Annotated in this window: 13 protein-coding genes and 1 pseudogene; 5 read left to right on the forward strand and 9 right to left on the reverse strand. The window is 29.1% G+C overall.

The features are described from left to right. Nucleotides 1-87 precede the first annotated feature (87 nt). A complete protein-coding gene (locus GKF99_RS00845) occupies nucleotides 88-1239 on the forward strand; it encodes an iron-containing alcohol dehydrogenase (RefSeq protein ID WP_154272368.1) in 1152 nt (383 codons plus the stop codon). 32 nt (nucleotides 1240-1271) lie between these two features. On the opposite strand, the gene GKF99_RS00850 is transcribed toward GKF99_RS00845, so the two are convergent. Together GKF99_RS00850 and GKF99_RS00855 are read right to left on the reverse strand one after the other, a co-directional pair. Beyond that, nucleotides 1272-2801, reverse strand: coding sequence for an ABC transporter ATP-binding protein/permease (locus tag GKF99_RS00850; RefSeq protein WP_241673541.1), 1530 nt, complete (start codon nucleotides 2799-2801; stop codon nucleotides 1272-1274). Then, nucleotides 2794-4335, reverse strand: coding sequence for an ABC transporter ATP-binding protein (locus tag GKF99_RS00855; protein WP_154272370.1), 1542 nt, complete (start codon nucleotides 4333-4335; stop codon nucleotides 2794-2796). Before GKF99_RS00855 ends, GKF99_RS00850 begins: the two co-directional genes overlap by 8 nt. Nucleotides 4336-4448: 113 nt before the next feature. Between GKF99_RS00855 and GKF99_RS00860 the strand changes: the two genes are divergently transcribed. Continuing rightward, the gene (locus tag GKF99_RS00860) at nucleotides 4449-5357 is read left to right on the forward strand and encodes a DMT family transporter (RefSeq protein WP_154272372.1); all 909 of its coding nucleotides are present in this window, start codon (nucleotides 4449-4451) and stop codon (nucleotides 5355-5357) included. A gap of 2 nt (nucleotides 5358-5359) precedes the next feature. Here GKF99_RS00860 and GKF99_RS00865 read toward each other — a convergent pair whose 3' ends face one another. From GKF99_RS00865 to GKF99_RS00890, 7 genes and pseudogenes are all read right to left on the reverse strand, one after another. Further along, nucleotides 5360-6829, reverse strand: coding sequence for an ABC transporter ATP-binding protein (locus tag GKF99_RS00865; RefSeq protein WP_154272374.1), 1470 nt, complete (start codon nucleotides 6827-6829; stop codon nucleotides 5360-5362). A 232-nt stretch (nucleotides 6830-7061) separates the two neighbouring features. Beyond that, a complete protein-coding gene (locus GKF99_RS08795) occupies nucleotides 7062-7187 on the reverse strand; it encodes a hypothetical protein (protein ID WP_275542317.1) in 126 nt (41 codons plus the stop codon). 2 nt (nucleotides 7188-7189) lie between these two features. Further along, nucleotides 7190-7960 (reverse strand): ABC-2 family transporter protein, encoded by a 771-nt coding sequence (locus GKF99_RS00870; protein WP_241673542.1) that lies wholly within the window; start codon nucleotides 7958-7960, stop codon nucleotides 7190-7192. 1 nt (nucleotide 7961) lies between these two features. Next, a pseudogene (locus GKF99_RS00875) lies at nucleotides 7962-8732 on the reverse strand (ABC-2 family transporter protein). Beyond that, entirely contained in the window at nucleotides 8729-9646 is a 918-nt protein-coding gene (locus tag GKF99_RS00880; RefSeq protein WP_154272376.1) for an ATP-binding cassette domain-containing protein, read from the reverse strand. Before GKF99_RS00880 ends, GKF99_RS00875 begins: the two are co-directional and overlap by 4 nt. 149 nt (nucleotides 9647-9795) lie before the next feature. Then, a complete protein-coding gene (locus GKF99_RS00885; RefSeq protein ID WP_154272378.1) occupies nucleotides 9796-10611 on the reverse strand; it encodes a hypothetical protein in 816 nt (271 codons plus the stop codon). Nucleotides 10612-10630: 19 nt separating this feature from the next. Further along, the gene (locus GKF99_RS00890; RefSeq protein WP_241673543.1) at nucleotides 10631-12250 is read right to left on the reverse strand and encodes an ABC transporter ATP-binding protein; all 1620 of its coding nucleotides are present in this window, start codon (nucleotides 12248-12250) and stop codon (nucleotides 10631-10633) included. Between the two features lie 131 nt (nucleotides 12251-12381). Between GKF99_RS00890 and scfA the strand changes: the two genes are divergently transcribed. The 3 genes from scfA to GKF99_RS00905 all read left to right on the forward strand — a co-directional run bounded on the left by scfA (nucleotide 12382) and on the right by GKF99_RS00905 (nucleotide 15276). Next, a complete protein-coding gene (gene scfA, locus GKF99_RS00895) occupies nucleotides 12382-12531 on the forward strand; it encodes a six-cysteine ranthipeptide SCIFF (RefSeq protein WP_002835215.1) in 150 nt (49 codons plus the stop codon). 149 nt (nucleotides 12532-12680) lie between these two features. Next, nucleotides 12681-14039: a thioether cross-link-forming SCIFF peptide maturase gene (gene scfB / locus GKF99_RS00900; RefSeq protein WP_154272382.1), complete on the forward strand. Its 1359-nt coding sequence runs from the start codon at nucleotides 12681-12683 to the stop codon at nucleotides 14037-14039. Next, nucleotides 14032-15276: an aminotransferase class V-fold PLP-dependent enzyme gene (locus GKF99_RS00905; RefSeq protein ID WP_154272384.1), complete on the forward strand. Its 1245-nt coding sequence runs from the start codon at nucleotides 14032-14034 to the stop codon at nucleotides 15274-15276. The genes scfB and GKF99_RS00905 overlap by 8 nt, the downstream gene beginning before the upstream one ends. Nucleotides 15277-15280 lie beyond the last annotated feature (4 nt).

Here is a 15280-nt window from a genome sequence, read left to right on the forward strand (position 1 = left end):
CAAATTTCACGCTGCTTTTTGTTTTAAATACGCAATTAACGGATATATATTTATATGAGTAAATTTGAAATAAAACAAGGGGGCATTATGAACAATTTTACATTTTACAATCCTGTAAAAGTACATTTTGGTAAAGGTCAAGTTACAAATCTAGCCGATGAATTAAAGGATTACAATAAAATTTTAGTAACTTATGGTGGAGGAAGCATCAAGAAAAACGGAGTCTACGATGATGTTATGGAGAACTTAAAGGGCAAAGAAATTTTTGAACTTTCAGGAATCACTCCAAACCCTAGAACTGACAAAGTTTATGAAGGAATTAAAATCTGCAAAGAAAATGACATTGATTTTATACTGGCTGTCGGTGGTGGCTCAACATTGGACTGCTCAAAAGCTATCGCAATGGGTGCAAAAACTGATGAAGATTTCTGGGATTATTTCTTCGAAGAAAAAAACAAACCAACTGACGCTATCAAACTTGGAACAGTAATTACAATGGCTGGAACTGGTAGTGAAATGGACGGTAGTTGTGTAATTTCCAATATAGAAAGAAAGAAAAAATACGGCTACGGACACAGATTATTGTATCCAGTATTTTCAATAATTGACCCAACATACACATATTCACTTCCAAAATATCAATTAATCAGTGGAACATGCGATATGTTCAGCCACATAATGGAAGAATATTTTTCAGAACCAGATTATGAAAACACAACAGATAATATATCAGAAAGCTTGATGAAAACTGTAATCGACAGTATCAGAGTAGCTCTCAAAAATCCTGAAGATTACCAAGCTAGAAGCAATCTAATGTGGGTAAGTACACTTGCAATCAACGGACTTACTGCCACTGGTAAAAGCTCAGATTGGTTAAGCCACAAATTAGAACACACATTATCCGCATATTTTGATGTAACGCACGGAATGGGACTTGCAGTAGTTCATCCAAATTATTTGAAATTTGTCTACAAAAATCATTTGGAAAAATTCAGAAGCTTTGCAATCAACGTGTGGAATATAGATCCAGAAGGAAAAACAGATGAAGAATTAGCGCTAGAATCAATCGAAGCACTACAAAACTTCTTCAAAGAAATCGGAGCTCCAACTACACTTCGTGAAATTGACATTCCAAAAGACAAAATCAAAGAAATGGCTGAAAACACAGCTGCATATAAAACAAGCTACTCAGATTTGTCAACATCAGACATCGAAACAATTTACAATAACGCATATTAGAACTAAAATCTGCCTTGAAATAGGCAGATTTTTTAGTGAGATAAAATTATTTCTTTATTGTAGTTTTTAATTATGTTTTTATGGTCGACAAAAATAACTATTCCTTCAATTTCATCAAAAACTTTCAGAAATTTTTCGGTTGATTCGCTATCCAAGTGATTGAGTGGTTCATCAAATATAAATATATTTGAGTTTCCTATTAACGCTCTATCCAAAGTTATTTTGTGTTTTTCCCCACCAGATATACCATTCACATCTGTTTTCATTAGTAACTTATTATCTGTGAATACAGTATCTATTTTATTCTTCCCAAGGAAAATATTCTCTTTCACAGTAGTTGGAAAAACATAAGAGTTTTGACAAAAATAATTTATGTTGATATTCTTCGCATTATTTAACTCTGTGTTGTTAATACTAATATTTCCATTATAATCGGTATAAATGTTACTTAAAATTTTAATTAAAGTTGTTTTTCCAGTTCCATTTTCTCCGGATATTTTAACTTTATCTCCTTTTTTTATAATAAAATTTACAGGTTTTAAAATATTTTTATCATTTACTCTGTAACTTAGATTTTCAGCAATAATTTCAATATGATTTGTTTTATTATCAAAATTCTTCTTTTGAGAAATATGTGAATAAAATTTTCCAACATTAACTTTTAAACTTTTTAATTGAATAAATGAATCCACAGATTTTTTGACGCAATCAAAAAATTTATTGATAACAACAGACATAGCTAAAACTTTTATTATTGAATTTATGCCTATAATTTGCTTAGAACATAGAATAATTCCAAATCCCACTACTAGTATTAAAAACAATCCATCTACTAAATTTCTAACTGCATTTTGAGTTTTAGTATACATTTCCCCTCTTGCTACTTTATCTTTCACAAATTCATCAAATAATTCTTTGTATACCTGTATGAATTTTGTGTACAAATTATTAAATTTCAACCAATCTTTTTCAAAAGAGCAAGAAAATAGTATTTTTCTTTCATTTTCTTTAAATGTATATTTGTCTCTTGTATATTCAGAAACTTCATTCTTAAAAGTAGTAAATGATACAAATCTTAAAAATCCCATAGCAACTATGAATATGAAATAATAAATTGGTAATTCTTTCAAGCTTATTATCAAAATTAAAACTATTATTAAAGCTTCTGAAATATTTTGAAATGCCCATATAAAATTCAATCTAAGCATAGTTGCTTCTTTTTCTATAATATTGTCAAATTTATAAGATTTTATATCTCTTAAAATACTTTCATCAAATTTTAAGTATTTGTCTATTAGCAAATTTTCGTGAGTAAAACTATTTTTCAGGATAATTTTATTTGATAAAATCTGAAAAATAGGTATCAAAACTACAGTAATCAAAATAGCAATGAGCAACTTATATATTGAAGATTTCATCATTTTTATATCTGAATTCAATACTGCAGATGTAAAAGTTCCCAAAACAGTCGCTATGAAAACTGCTGACACATCTTGAATTATATTGCTAATCAGCCCTAATATTGCGCCAAGTCTCATAGACTTGAATAAATCCTTATACATAATTATCACCGCTATCTAAATCTAAAGTTTTATTGCATATTTTATTTAACCTTTTATCATGACTAATTACAATCATTTCTCGTGAATCAGATCTTAAAATACCGATTAGTTTTTCCACTGATTTATCATCTAAATGATTTGTCGGTTCATCTAACAAAAGTATATTCTTATCAGATGCCAGACAAACTGCTAATGCGAATTTTTTCCTTTCTCCACCTGATAATTCATCTAAGTATTTACCCCAATCAAGCTCCTTAATCCCAAAATAATTGCAGAGTTCTTGGACTTTTTTAACGTATTCTTTTCCTTCAAGCATACCCATAATCTCTCTCATTGTAAAAGAAATACATAAATCATTTTGATTTAAATAACTTATAAGTCTTTCTGGAATATCTCTAATAACCAATTTGCTATTTGAGTGTAAAAGTCCTAAAATCAAATTGAAAATGGTTGTTTTTCCTTTGCCATTACTCCCAGAAATTAGAATTTTATCTCCTTTTTCTAATTTAAGATTTGTTCCATTTAAATTTTGACAAAAATCTAAATCTTCAATTTTTAAATCTATTAGAGAATCAGTATCCGAAATTGTTACATCATTACTATTAATATCTTTATTTAAAATATTATTTATTCTAGTTTTTGATACATTGAATTCTTGAACCTTCGAAATATATTTTGTTATATTCTCAAAATTGGAATAAAACGTACTAAGTAACATAATCATAAACACCGAATCAGCAATGGAAATTTCCTGATTATAGATTGCTATACCTATAATTGCATAACTAACTATTTTTAAAATCAAATCTAACAGAGAATACATAGCATTTTCAAGTGCAAATGCAATTTCAGCCTTAGTACCAGCATTTACATTCAGTTCATCTAAATTCCTTTTATTTTTAAAATACCAATCAGTCGCATTAAAAGTTTTCAAAACATCTCTTCCTTCTGATGCTGAAATAATCCAGTTAGTAGTATCTTGTTCTATTTTTCTAGTATCCATGTAAATCTTATATAAGCTATTTTTAGTAATTATTGGCGGTATTATTTGCAAAATAGCTAACAAAGCAAGAATAAAAGTCACCTTATAACTTAAAACCAAAAATGAAACAAGTACCATAGCAAAAATAAATAATGAAGAAAATAATTCTACCAAATATTCATACCTAAAACTTGCTACGATTTCGCTATCCTTATCTACAATTTGCAAAACTTGCTCTCCTGACAATTCGAATAACAATTCTTTTCGTAAATTGTAAATATCTTTTAGTATGTTGTTTTTTAACTGAAATTTTAATTGATGTTTTATTAATTCTAATTTATAAGGTATTAGTTTTTCTAATAAAAATTTCAGACCAAATACTAATATTATAATTAACATAGTTTTTGTTGTATTTTGAAATTCTACTGTATTTAGTTTTACAAATTCGTCTGCAAAATTTGATGTAATTACAGACACTAAAAAATCAAGCACAAAAATAAATACATAAAACAAACTTGAATAAATAAAATATTTCTTAGCTTTAGTTTTCATAATCACAAATTCCTCTCTTTTTTGATTATACCACCTAATAAACTCTAGCGATATAGAATAAATTTCAAATCTACATTGTTTTATGATATCATTTATTAATACGGAGGTAATAAATGAATAATAGAACTAAAGGTATTATAGCAATATTATTGTCAGCATTTGGATTTGCTCTTATGAATTTATTCATACCACTTGCTGGAGATTTGCCAACTATACAAAAAAGTTTTTTCAGAAATTTGATTGCTTTTTTGGTGGCTTTCGCAATTTTACTAAAATCGAATAAAAAAGAAGAAGTAAAAGAGCTTCACGATGTTAAATCAATCCCATGGAAAACTTTGATTTTGAGAGCAAGTTTGGGTACTGCAGGAATTTTTTGTAATTATTATGCGTTGGATCATTTGTTTATTTCTGATGCATCAGTTCTCAACAAACTAGCTCCTTTTGCGACTTTGATTTTGTCTTGGATTTTCCTAAAAGAAGATTTGAGGAAAGAACACATAATTTCGATTTTAATAGCATTTGTAGGGGTTTTGTTTGTTGTAAAACCTACACTACAAATCCAGGAAATTCTTCCATATTTAATAGGAATTTTGGGTGGAGTTTGTGCAGGTGGAGCTTACACTTGCGTTAGAAAATTGAACACCCTTGGAGTTAATAGTTCGTTTATCGTTGCGTTTTTCTCAGGATTTTCGTGTATAGTATGTATTCCATTTATGATATTTAATTTTGTTCCAATGGGAACATCATCAATCCTTGCTCTTATCGGCGTTGGACTTGCAGCTCTTATCGGACAATTTGGAATAACATTGGCTTACAAATTCGCTCCTGCTTCTGAAATTTCAGTGTTTGATTATTCGACGATAATTTTTACAGGATTGTTCGGATTTTTATTCTTACATCAAATTCCTGATTATTTAAGTATAATTGGATATATTTTAATATTCAGTGGAGCTTTAATTAATTTCATAAACAATCGAAGAAAACAAAGAATGCTAATAAATGAAAAATCTGCACGAGTATAATCTCATGCAGATTTTTTTAAAAAATACATTTTCTTATTTTTTATCATATTAATAATTTCGCTATCATGCGTAATCAAAATCACTATTTTCCTTTTAAAATACAACTCATTTATCATATTCGCTATTTTGATTTTATTTTCTTCATCTAAAAAATTAGTAGGTTCATCTATTATATAAACACTCTTATCCGTATTTAATGCTAACTCTATTTGTGCTTTTTTCTTTTGTCCAGAAGAAAAATTTATTTTATCAGATAACAATCCAAAATTAGATATATTATAATCAGATGATATGTACACCATATCATAGTAGCTCTCTTTTAATATTCTTCCATTTATTAATATATCTCCATTGTATCTATCAGTATAATTCAAAATAGATTCTATCACAGTTGTTTTTCCTACACCATTATCTCCAGAAATTATATTTATATTTTTATTATCAAATTTCATAGAAATTTTTTCATTTAATACTTTCCCTTTATTACTCAAACATTCAAAATTCACCAATTCTATTTCTTTTATAATATCATAATTGTATCTTGTTTTTTTTACTTCCATAAAATTCATAAAACTATTTATTGCTGGCTTTGCTGTTAAATATTGATTTCTTATGTCAAACAAATATTCTACTGGTGTCCAAAATCTAGACACATAAAGTTGTGTAGCATAAAAAGTACCTATTGTAATCATATTTCTATACACATAATATCCAGAAATCAAATACATAGAAATTATTACACCATTTAAAACAAAATAAATCATCATATTATTTACAAGAGATTCTAATTTATATTTTTTATTTAATGTATTTTTATAATTTTCTAATAAAATTTTTATATCAAACATCTGCTTTTTTTTTAAAAGTCTTTCTGACTTTGTAATAGAATATTTATCTAGCAGATATCCCTTAATATCTCTATTATTCGTTAAATCCTTTTCCGAATAATCTGAAATCAAATAACCTAATTTATATGATATATATGCACCTACTGGGACTACAATTATCATAACTAATGCTAAGCTAATAGACAATTTTAACATTATTAAAAATATTGCTATCATAGTAATAATAGAAAATACAATACTAACAGGTATATCTACAATAAAGCCTTTTATTAATGTAAGATTATTTGTTATTTCTTGATTAATCCTATCTCTATTAATTGAATGTTCTTTTACTCTATATGTATCCAAATTTTCATTTACCTCTTTGAAAATATTAGATATTGCTGATGTTTCTACTTTTTTACTGAAAATATCAAATATATAAGATACAACCTGAGTTAATACAAATAAGAAAACATCTATCAGTCCAAAAATCAACATATTATTAAAATTTTTATTCATTGCATTATCTATAAACTTTTTTGCAACAAGTGGAGATACTAAAAACAAAATTTTTAATAGACCATTTATCAAACAATAAATGGCAAGGCTTTTATTTGAAACATATCTTTTTAATTTCAACATTATTTATCACCTCCAATGGGTTTTCTATGTAAACACCAAATTCATTTGACAATTCAAACAAAAAATATAATTTATTCAAATAATTTATAGATTCATAATTACAATTTATTATAAATCTTTTCATTTATTATAAAAAAAGGAAACATTTTGAACTGATTCTCAAAAATTAGATATAAAACCAACTTTAAGAATATTCGCTCATTTTTGCTTTCTCTTTTTTACAATTCAATATTTAAGCTCTTCTTGGGCATTTATCTTCTCCGCCACTGCTACCTTCTCTTAATACTGTAAACATAAATAAACTCACCTTCATTGCTAATTTAATCCTATCATATATATTATTTAATATCAAAATCATATTTACCCGCCTTGTGATTCGTAATGTTTTATTCCTCTTCTCCACATAAAATAAATTATTACGGAAAAAATCACGATGTAAATTACTTGTTCCAAAATCAAAGCCTTCATATTGTTTGAGTTAATTATGTTTGCAGGGATATAATAAATTCCGGCAAGTGGATTGTGTTGTATAATTTCAAATTTCCCAGAGAAAAATGCTAAAGGAACTACTTCTCCTGAAAATATTGCCAGAATATACCAAAAAATATCTCTGAGACTAAGTACAGATTTTAACCAAAATGTTAGTAATCCTAAAATGCATAGCACTTGAAACATCAAACAAAATCCTAAAAACAAGGATATTATAAAATAACCAAGCGATGCAAATGAAAACTTATTGAAATACAACTGAACTGCTATCCAAAAAACTATCCCCAAAGGCATTGATATTACAACTCTTCCTATAGATATGCAAAATCTAGTAAAAGGATAATAAATTGGCTTAGTTATCAGAGTATCAATATTTCCCGAATTTATATCTTGAAATATGTAATAAGTTTCAGCCATTGTATTTGATATTGAATTTTTCACTACCAAAATTGTTATGAAATACGCAATCACATCGTCAAAATTCATTCCTGCAATATCAGCTTGTCCTTTCATTATGAATTTCCACAAAAAATAATAAACAATGATTGTGATTGGTATGTAAAATATGGAGGAAACAAAAGAAATAAAGTATTCTTTTGAATTTAGGTATTCTATTTTCAAAGACGCTAAGTATTTTTTCATTCTAACCTCCATTTGAAGAATATCTTCTAAGTCCACGATTGTACACAATGTATAAAACCATCAAACTCACTACTAAACAAATTAATATTAGATGAAAATGTCTAGTAGGTTTTCCGCTTAAAGCTAGTGTTGGAACAAATGCTATCAATGAAACAGGAACTACATAAGTCAGAAATTTTCTCAAAAAATTCGGAAAAATTGTAGTGGGATAATTTTTTGAAAAATTAAAATTGAAAATCAAATCTCTTAATGTCGATATTTTTTCAAATCTTAAACTCAACATAGTTATAGTCGCATAAATCGTTTGATAATAAATGTTCCCTATTATTAAAAGAAATATCATCTTTAATACAGCTACAAAAGAAATCGCGATATCAAATTTCACTACTACCAAAATTATTCCAACAATTCCAAGCACTAGTTGTTCAATGAATGCAACAAGTGGAATATTTTCTATCATTATCATAAACAAAGTATTTTAAGGGCGATACAAATACCTATCCAAACTCCCGTCACGCACTAACCACTCAAAATCTCTGAGTCCGAAAAACATTTCTTCAATAGCTGACGATAACATCCCTACCATTGCCAGCAAATATATAAAAGATTTGTCGTATCCAAAAGAATCTACATTGTCAAATAAGACAACCCAAAACAAAATCGTCGACAATAATTGGAAAAGGCTATGAAAAAATATCATGATTATTTCATTTGGATAAGCAAACATCTTTTTCAGAGCGATTCTTAGAGAACAAGCAAATAATTTCATCATTCAACCCTCAATTTAGTTTTCAAAACATCTTCCAAGCTCAATTCTTCGATGGTGAATTCGGACTTAGAAAAGTTTGAAATATCTACACTATTTAACTGATCGGTTGTCAATAAAGCTGTCGCCTTCTCATTGTCGATGTCTGGATTAAAATCCTTCAAATACTCAACGTATTTTGAAGATACAGTTAGTTTTCTATACTTATCCCTATCCAAAAATTTATTGCACCTTCCATCGTAAATCACTTCTCCATGATTTAATACTATAATTCTAGGGCAAAATTTATCTATATTTTCTATCTCATGTGTGGTCAATATGATCGTAGAATTGTATTTTTGGTTTATCATATTCAAAAACTCAAATATATTTTCTTGAACCACAACATCAAGACCAATTGTAGGCTCATCCAAAAATATCGTTCGCGGCAAATGAATAAGGCTCACCGCCAATTCACACTTCATCCTCTGACCGAAAGACAATTTTCTTACAGGAGTATGTAAAAGTTGTGAAAGTCCAAGAACTTTATCAAATTCTTGTAATCTTTCCTCAAAATCCTCATCTGAAATTTCATAAACTTCTTTGAAATAATTGAATGATTCTATCACGTCAATATCGTAAAACATACACGAACGTTGTCCCATTGATACTCCAATTTCATTCAAAAATTGCTTTTTCCTGTCAGACGGAGTGAATCCATTCACTTTTATAAAACCATCTGTTGGATACAAAATTCCAGTCATCATTTTAATCGTAGTAGTCTTTCCAGCTCCATTAAGCCCAATGAGTCCGACCCTTTCTCCATCTTCGATTTTAAAAGAAATATTCTTCACTGCATTCACGATGGTTTTTTCTTTGTTTAATAAACTTTTTCTCTTAACTATTTCATAATCTTTTTTCAGGTTGTTTACTTCTATCATATTTTGCTCCATAATTATACTCTCAAATATAATTATAGAGCATATCCTAAAAAAAACAATTTCCTATAACAAATATGCAATAAAAAAACGCGAAATTAATCGCGCAATTTTAATCAATTTTCAATTTGTAACAAACTATACAATATATTCTATATCGCTCCAAGTGTTATTAGAAATACTTCGATATAAAGCAATGCGATATATGATTTTTGAAATTTTATCCTTGAAGCAAATCCCACAATACAAAATATCGACCACATTTTTAAAACATTAACTGTAACAGCAGGATCACTTGCTTGTAGCACAACCTTTATGCTAAGAAATATACTTACCAATAATATTGAGAATTTAAGTACATCTCCAAGTCGAAATAGCGAATCTTTTAATTTGGTGCGGTTATTAAATATTAGCTTCCCGTCTATTACTACTGCTTTTCCTGAAAAATAATCGTGCAAATCTCCAATAAAATAAATCAAGAAATTAATAATTAGAGAAATACAAACTCCCACATTCAGACTGTTTAACACTAAGTTTGTATTTTGTGACCATAATAAATTCAAAACCACACTAATCACAGAAATAATCAATAATATACTGATAAATGCTACAGATTTTTTAATGGAAACTGCTTGGAGAGCATTTTGCTTTTTTAAAATGGATTCTAACTCCGTATCCTCCTCAGAATTATTTGCAAATACAATATACGTATTATTTTCGTGTATAACGTCAGTTTTATTATTTTTCATTTCTCTGATTTTTTCATCGATATGTTTGTCAAAACGCTTACGTAAGACACAATAAGATTGTGGGGCTTTGTTTTCATCATAGCGAAACTTCAGTATATCCAAAAAACTTCCCACTGCGCCACAAAAACTATAGCCTTTTATTGATTGTTCTTCCAAATATTTAGTCAATGCTGGTATTTCGTAGAATTGATAGTTGTTATAAGTGTTTTTAGTTCCCATATTATTAACCTCTTTTAGTTTACATTGTAACTGGTACTAATTTCCCGTCTTCTAATTTTAAAATACAATCGCTCATTTCAATTGCTTTACTTGTCAAATGATGTGTGATTGCTATTACTGTCAAATCTTTTTTTGAAAATATGCATTGTTCAACAATATCTACACTATGCTTATCCAATGAGGATGTAGATTCGTCTAATAAAATGCAGTCGAGGTCTTCATTTAGTAGCCTTGCAATGGCAATTCGTTGTTTTTCTCCACCTGAGATAGATTTGTCTTCGCTGGAGATTACAGTGTCAATTCCTTTTGGTTTTGAATTAATCAAAGTATTTAATCCCAATTGTTCAATGATTGTTTTATCTACAGGTCTGTTGTAAAACAAGGATATGTTGTCTTTGATGCTTGCTGTGAATATTCCAGTGTCTTGTGTTGCAAATCCGACTTTCGAATAATATATGCTATCTGTAATATTCAAAATATTTCTATTGTTAAGTTGGACTTCTCCTTCCGTTGCTATTTCTTGTTTTTGCAAAATCTTGAATATAGTTGATTTACCCGTTCCACTTTCTCCAATAATAATGTATTTTTTGCCTTTTTCAAATGTAAAATCCAAATTTTTCAAAACGTATTTGTCACTTGTTGGATATTTGAACGAAATATTGTTTAATTTCAAATTGTTAAATTCAAATTCATCTTCTCCTTCAACAGGTTTTTCTTCTGAGATGAAATTCATAATTTTGTTTTGGACTGGCTTTGCTGATTTAAAACTTGTCATTATATCTGTGAAATTCAACAACGGTCCTGTCACATAAGCCATAAGTTGACTTGATTCTATTACTTGACCAATTGTTATTCTGTCTTTAAATACTAGCCAAATTCCTACCAACATACAACCCAAATACATTGCCAATGAACTAGCAAATGATAAAACGTAAATAGTTTTGCTCAAAGTTTCCTTAGTATTTGATGCGTTACGATATTCGATGGATTTATCTTGGTTAATTTTTTGAAAAATAATTTCTCTTTTGAAAAACTTAATCAAATTGAAATTGTTCACGAATTCTTGCAAACTAGACGTGTATTCATTTCTTATATTCATAAGTTCTTCTTGTCTTTTTTCGATTAATTTTTCGAAAATAAATGGAACTGCTAGTTGCACCACAGAAAATATTATTATTGTGATTGCCATTATTATGTCGATTTTGACAAGCAACACTAAGGATATTACGAAATTGAGAATTTCATGATATGAAGACACCATATTCTTAAAATAATCCATCTTCAAATCTTCCAAATCATTCAAAAACATTGATATATAATATCCACTATTTTGTTTGGATATTTTGATTAGAGATTCGTCTGTTATACTGTTGAACAAATCATTTCTAACATTGTATATACAATTATTCGTAAGTTCTACTGTGCTTTTTCGATATAATAAATCGGAAATACTTGCAAAAATTATGTACAACACAGAAATTAGAAATAATCTGGGCAAAAGTTGTTCTTCTCCATTAGTTCCTGCATCTGTTATAATTCTCAAAAGCCACGCCAAGCCAATATCAAATCCAACGGCAATAGGTGCTGTAAGAAGAGTTAGGTAGAATAATTTTTTATTGTGTGTAATGTACTTGAACATTTTCATCATTCCTTTAAATTAAATATATCACTTGTTTTATGTTTATGCAATCCTTTTTTTTATTATTCAACATGATTTTATTTCGCACATTTTTTCTAAATTTATGATATAATTATTTTGAGGTGAATATTATGGAAAAACATATTAAAACTTTAACACCTAACACTTTGAAAGAATCAGCTTGCAAAGGTGGTTGTGGTGAATGCCAAACATCTTGCCAATCAGCTTGCAAAACTTCTTGCACAGTTGCTAACCAAGAATGTGAAAACGAAAATAGATAATCTTGTTTACATAATGATTGAAGACTTTTAAGTAAACAATCAGATATGCGATTATTAAATTAATGCCACTCTTTTGAGTGGTTTTCGTTTTTTATTGACTTAATTCGGAATTTTCTATAAAATAGTACGGTAGCTGAAAGGAGAATTATATGATACATAAATACAAAATGAATGGCCACAACATTGTTTTAGATGTAAACGGTGGAAGTGTCCATGTTTTTGACGACATAAGTTACGATGTACTTGATTATTACAAAGATTTAAGTGCAGATGAAATAGTAGAAAAATTAGTTCAATATCCTGAAGAATCTGTCAGAGATTCTATCAAGGAAATCGGAGAATTGGAAAAAGCGAATATGCTTTTTTCATCGGATGATTATCTTCACATTGAAGATTTCAAAAAGAGAGAACCTGTGTTAAAGGCAATGTGCCTTCACGTTGTTCACGATTGTAACTTGAAGTGCGAATATTGTTTTGCTTCACAAGGTGATTTTGGTGGACACAAAGCTTATATGACTGAAGAAGTCGGCAAGAAAGCTTTGAAATATTTGGTTGACAATAGCGGTTCAAGAAAATTCTTGGAAGTGGATTTCTTCGGTGGAGAACCTTTGATGGATTTCGAACTTGTAAAGAAATTAGTAAAATACGGCAACGAAATAGCCGATGAAAGAGGTAAGAAATTCAGATTTACAATAACTACTAACGGCGTTTTGTTGGACGATGACAAGATTGATTTTATCAACGAAAATATGCACAACGTAGTTCTTAGTCTTGATGGTAGAAAATCTGTCAACGATAATATGAGAAAAACTTTGAACGATAAGGGCTCTTACGATTTAATCGTTCCTAAATTCCAAAAGCTTATTAAAGGAAGAAAAGGAAAATATTATTATGTTAGAGGAACATTTACTAAGAAGAATTTGGATTTTTCAGAAGATGTAAAACATTTCAAGGATTTGGGATTTGAATTGTCAAGTATCGAACCTGTTGTAGACAGCGATTATGATGATTACGCTATTACTAAGGAAGATTTGGACACTGTTTTAAATGAATACGAAAAGTTGGCAGTGGATTATGCAAAGGATCAAGTAAATGGTTCCAATTTTAAATTCTTCCACTTTATGGTGGATTTGACTCAAGGCCCTTGTGTTATTAAAAGAATGCAAGGTTGTGGAGCTGGCTGCGAATACGTTGCAGTAACTCCAGAAGGAGACATCTACCCTTGCCACCAATTTGTCGGCAATGAAAAATTCAAAATGGGCAATATTTTAGATGAAAATTTAACTTTACCAGAAGATATGCGTGAAGAATTTTTGAATTGTCATGTATTTACAAAAGAAGATTGCAAAAATTGTTGGTGCAAATTCTACTGTTCTGGTGGTTGCCATGCAAATGCGTACAATTTTAATAACGATATTTACAAGCCATACGAATTGGGATGCGCAATGCAAAAGAAACGTACAGAATGTGCAATTATGGTAGAAGTGGAGAAAATGTTGAATGCGTAATTTGTATGATAATCTTATAAATAGAAAAGAAAAAGTAAGCTTCCACATGCCTGGCCATAAGGGCAAGAGGTTGGAAGGAATGAACGATTTTCTTGAAAATATTTTAAAGATTGATGTAACGGAATTATCTGATACAGATGATTTGTACCATGCAATTAATATTATAGCTAAGGGCAGGAATAATCTTGCCCTTTTTTCACATGCAAAAAAATCAATGTATCTTGTCAATGGTTCAACATCTGGAATAGTCGCAAGTATAATGAGCGTATTAGCTGAAAACGACAAAATTTTGGTAGAGAAAAATTGCCACAAATCTGTAATCAACGGAGTACGACTCGCTGGTGGAGAATCTGTGGAGATCGACTGTGATGGAGTGTGTGAACAAGAAGTTTTGATAGAAAATTTGAAAAAAGATTCATCTATCAAAGCAGTTCTTATAACACGCCCCAATTATTATGGAATTTATCAGCCAATCGAAAAACTTGTAACTTATTGTCACGAAAATAATATCAAGATAATCGTTGACGAAGCACACGGAACGCATTTTGCATTGGAATGTTTTGACAAAAATGCAATGCAGCTAGGTTGTGATATTTCTATTAATTCGTATCACAAAACGATGCCTGCATTCACACAAACTGCTGCGATTAATTTTAACTGTGAAGATGAATTGATAGATAAAACTATGAGTAATCTACAAATGATTATGACATCTTCCCCATCATATATTTTCATGACATCTGTGGAATATGCCATCAATTATTGTACTAAAAATGAGAGCAAATACGCTGAATTAAAAGAAATAATAGATTGGTTTTATAGTGAGATTGAAGGCTTAGATTTCATAAGAAAAGCTCCTATTCAAAAAAATTGCAAGAGGGATTTTACAAGAATTGTCCTTGAATGCGACAATCCAAGTGATGTGAATGAGCATTTGATAAAAAACGGAATTTATATTGAAATGATAGACGACAAAAATCTCGTATTGATTTCAACGATTGCCGATGATAAAAAAGATTTTGAAATTTTGCTGGAAGCTCTTCGTTCATATGAAAAATCAGACTCTACGAAAATTTATAAAACATACGATTATTTACTGAACAAAAAGATTACCAATGATATCGTGATTTATCCACCGGGAAAGATTTTCGCTAAGAAAAATTCCACAATTAGTCAAGAACAAATCGATGAGCTTAACGACTTATCATCAAAGGGCGTAAATATTTTATTAAAATAGCTTG

Origin of the sequence: Finegoldia sp. BIOML-A2 (assembly GCF_009678315.1) — a bacterium.
GTDB lineage: Bacteria > Bacillota > Clostridia > Tissierellales > Peptoniphilaceae > Finegoldia > Finegoldia magna.

Bases quoted from the DNA above. Each gene is read 5' to 3' on its own strand.
- GKF99_RS00870 (WP_241673542.1), bottom strand. From the start codon at position 7,960: ATGAAAAAATACTTAGCGTCTTTGAAAATAGAATACCTAAATTCAAAA.
- GKF99_RS00845 (WP_154272368.1), top strand. From the start codon at position 88: ATGAACAATTTTACATTTTACAATCCTGTAAAAGTACATTTTGGTAAA.
- GKF99_RS00885 (WP_154272378.1), bottom strand. From the start codon at position 10,611: ATGGGAACTAAAAACACTTATAACAACTATCAATTCTACGAAATACCA.
- GKF99_RS08795 (WP_275542317.1), bottom strand. From the start codon at position 7,187: ATGATTTTGATATTAAATAATATATATGATAGGATTAAATTAGCAATG.
- GKF99_RS00880 (WP_154272376.1), bottom strand. From the start codon at position 9,646: ATGATAGAAGTAAACAACCTGAAAAAAGATTATGAAATAGTTAAGAGA.
- GKF99_RS00860 (WP_154272372.1), top strand. From the start codon at position 4,449: ATGAATAATAGAACTAAAGGTATTATAGCAATATTATTGTCAGCATTT.
- GKF99_RS00865 (WP_154272374.1), bottom strand. From the start codon at position 6,829: ATGTTGAAATTAAAAAGATATGTTTCAAATAAAAGCCTTGCCATTTAT.
- scfB (WP_154272382.1), top strand. From the start codon at position 12,681: ATGATACATAAATACAAAATGAATGGCCACAACATTGTTTTAGATGTA.
- scfA (WP_002835215.1), top strand. From the start codon at position 12,382: ATGGAAAAACATATTAAAACTTTAACACCTAACACTTTGAAAGAATCA.
- GKF99_RS00850 (WP_241673541.1), bottom strand. From the start codon at position 2,801: ATGTATAAGGATTTATTCAAGTCTATGAGACTTGGCGCAATATTAGGG.
- GKF99_RS00890 (WP_241673543.1), bottom strand. From the start codon at position 12,250: ATGTTCAAGTACATTACACACAATAAAAAATTATTCTACCTAACTCTT.
- GKF99_RS00855 (WP_154272370.1), bottom strand. From the start codon at position 4,335: ATGAAAACTAAAGCTAAGAAATATTTTATTTATTCAAGTTTGTTTTAT.
- GKF99_RS00905 (WP_154272384.1), top strand. From the start codon at position 14,032: ATGCGTAATTTGTATGATAATCTTATAAATAGAAAAGAAAAAGTAAGC.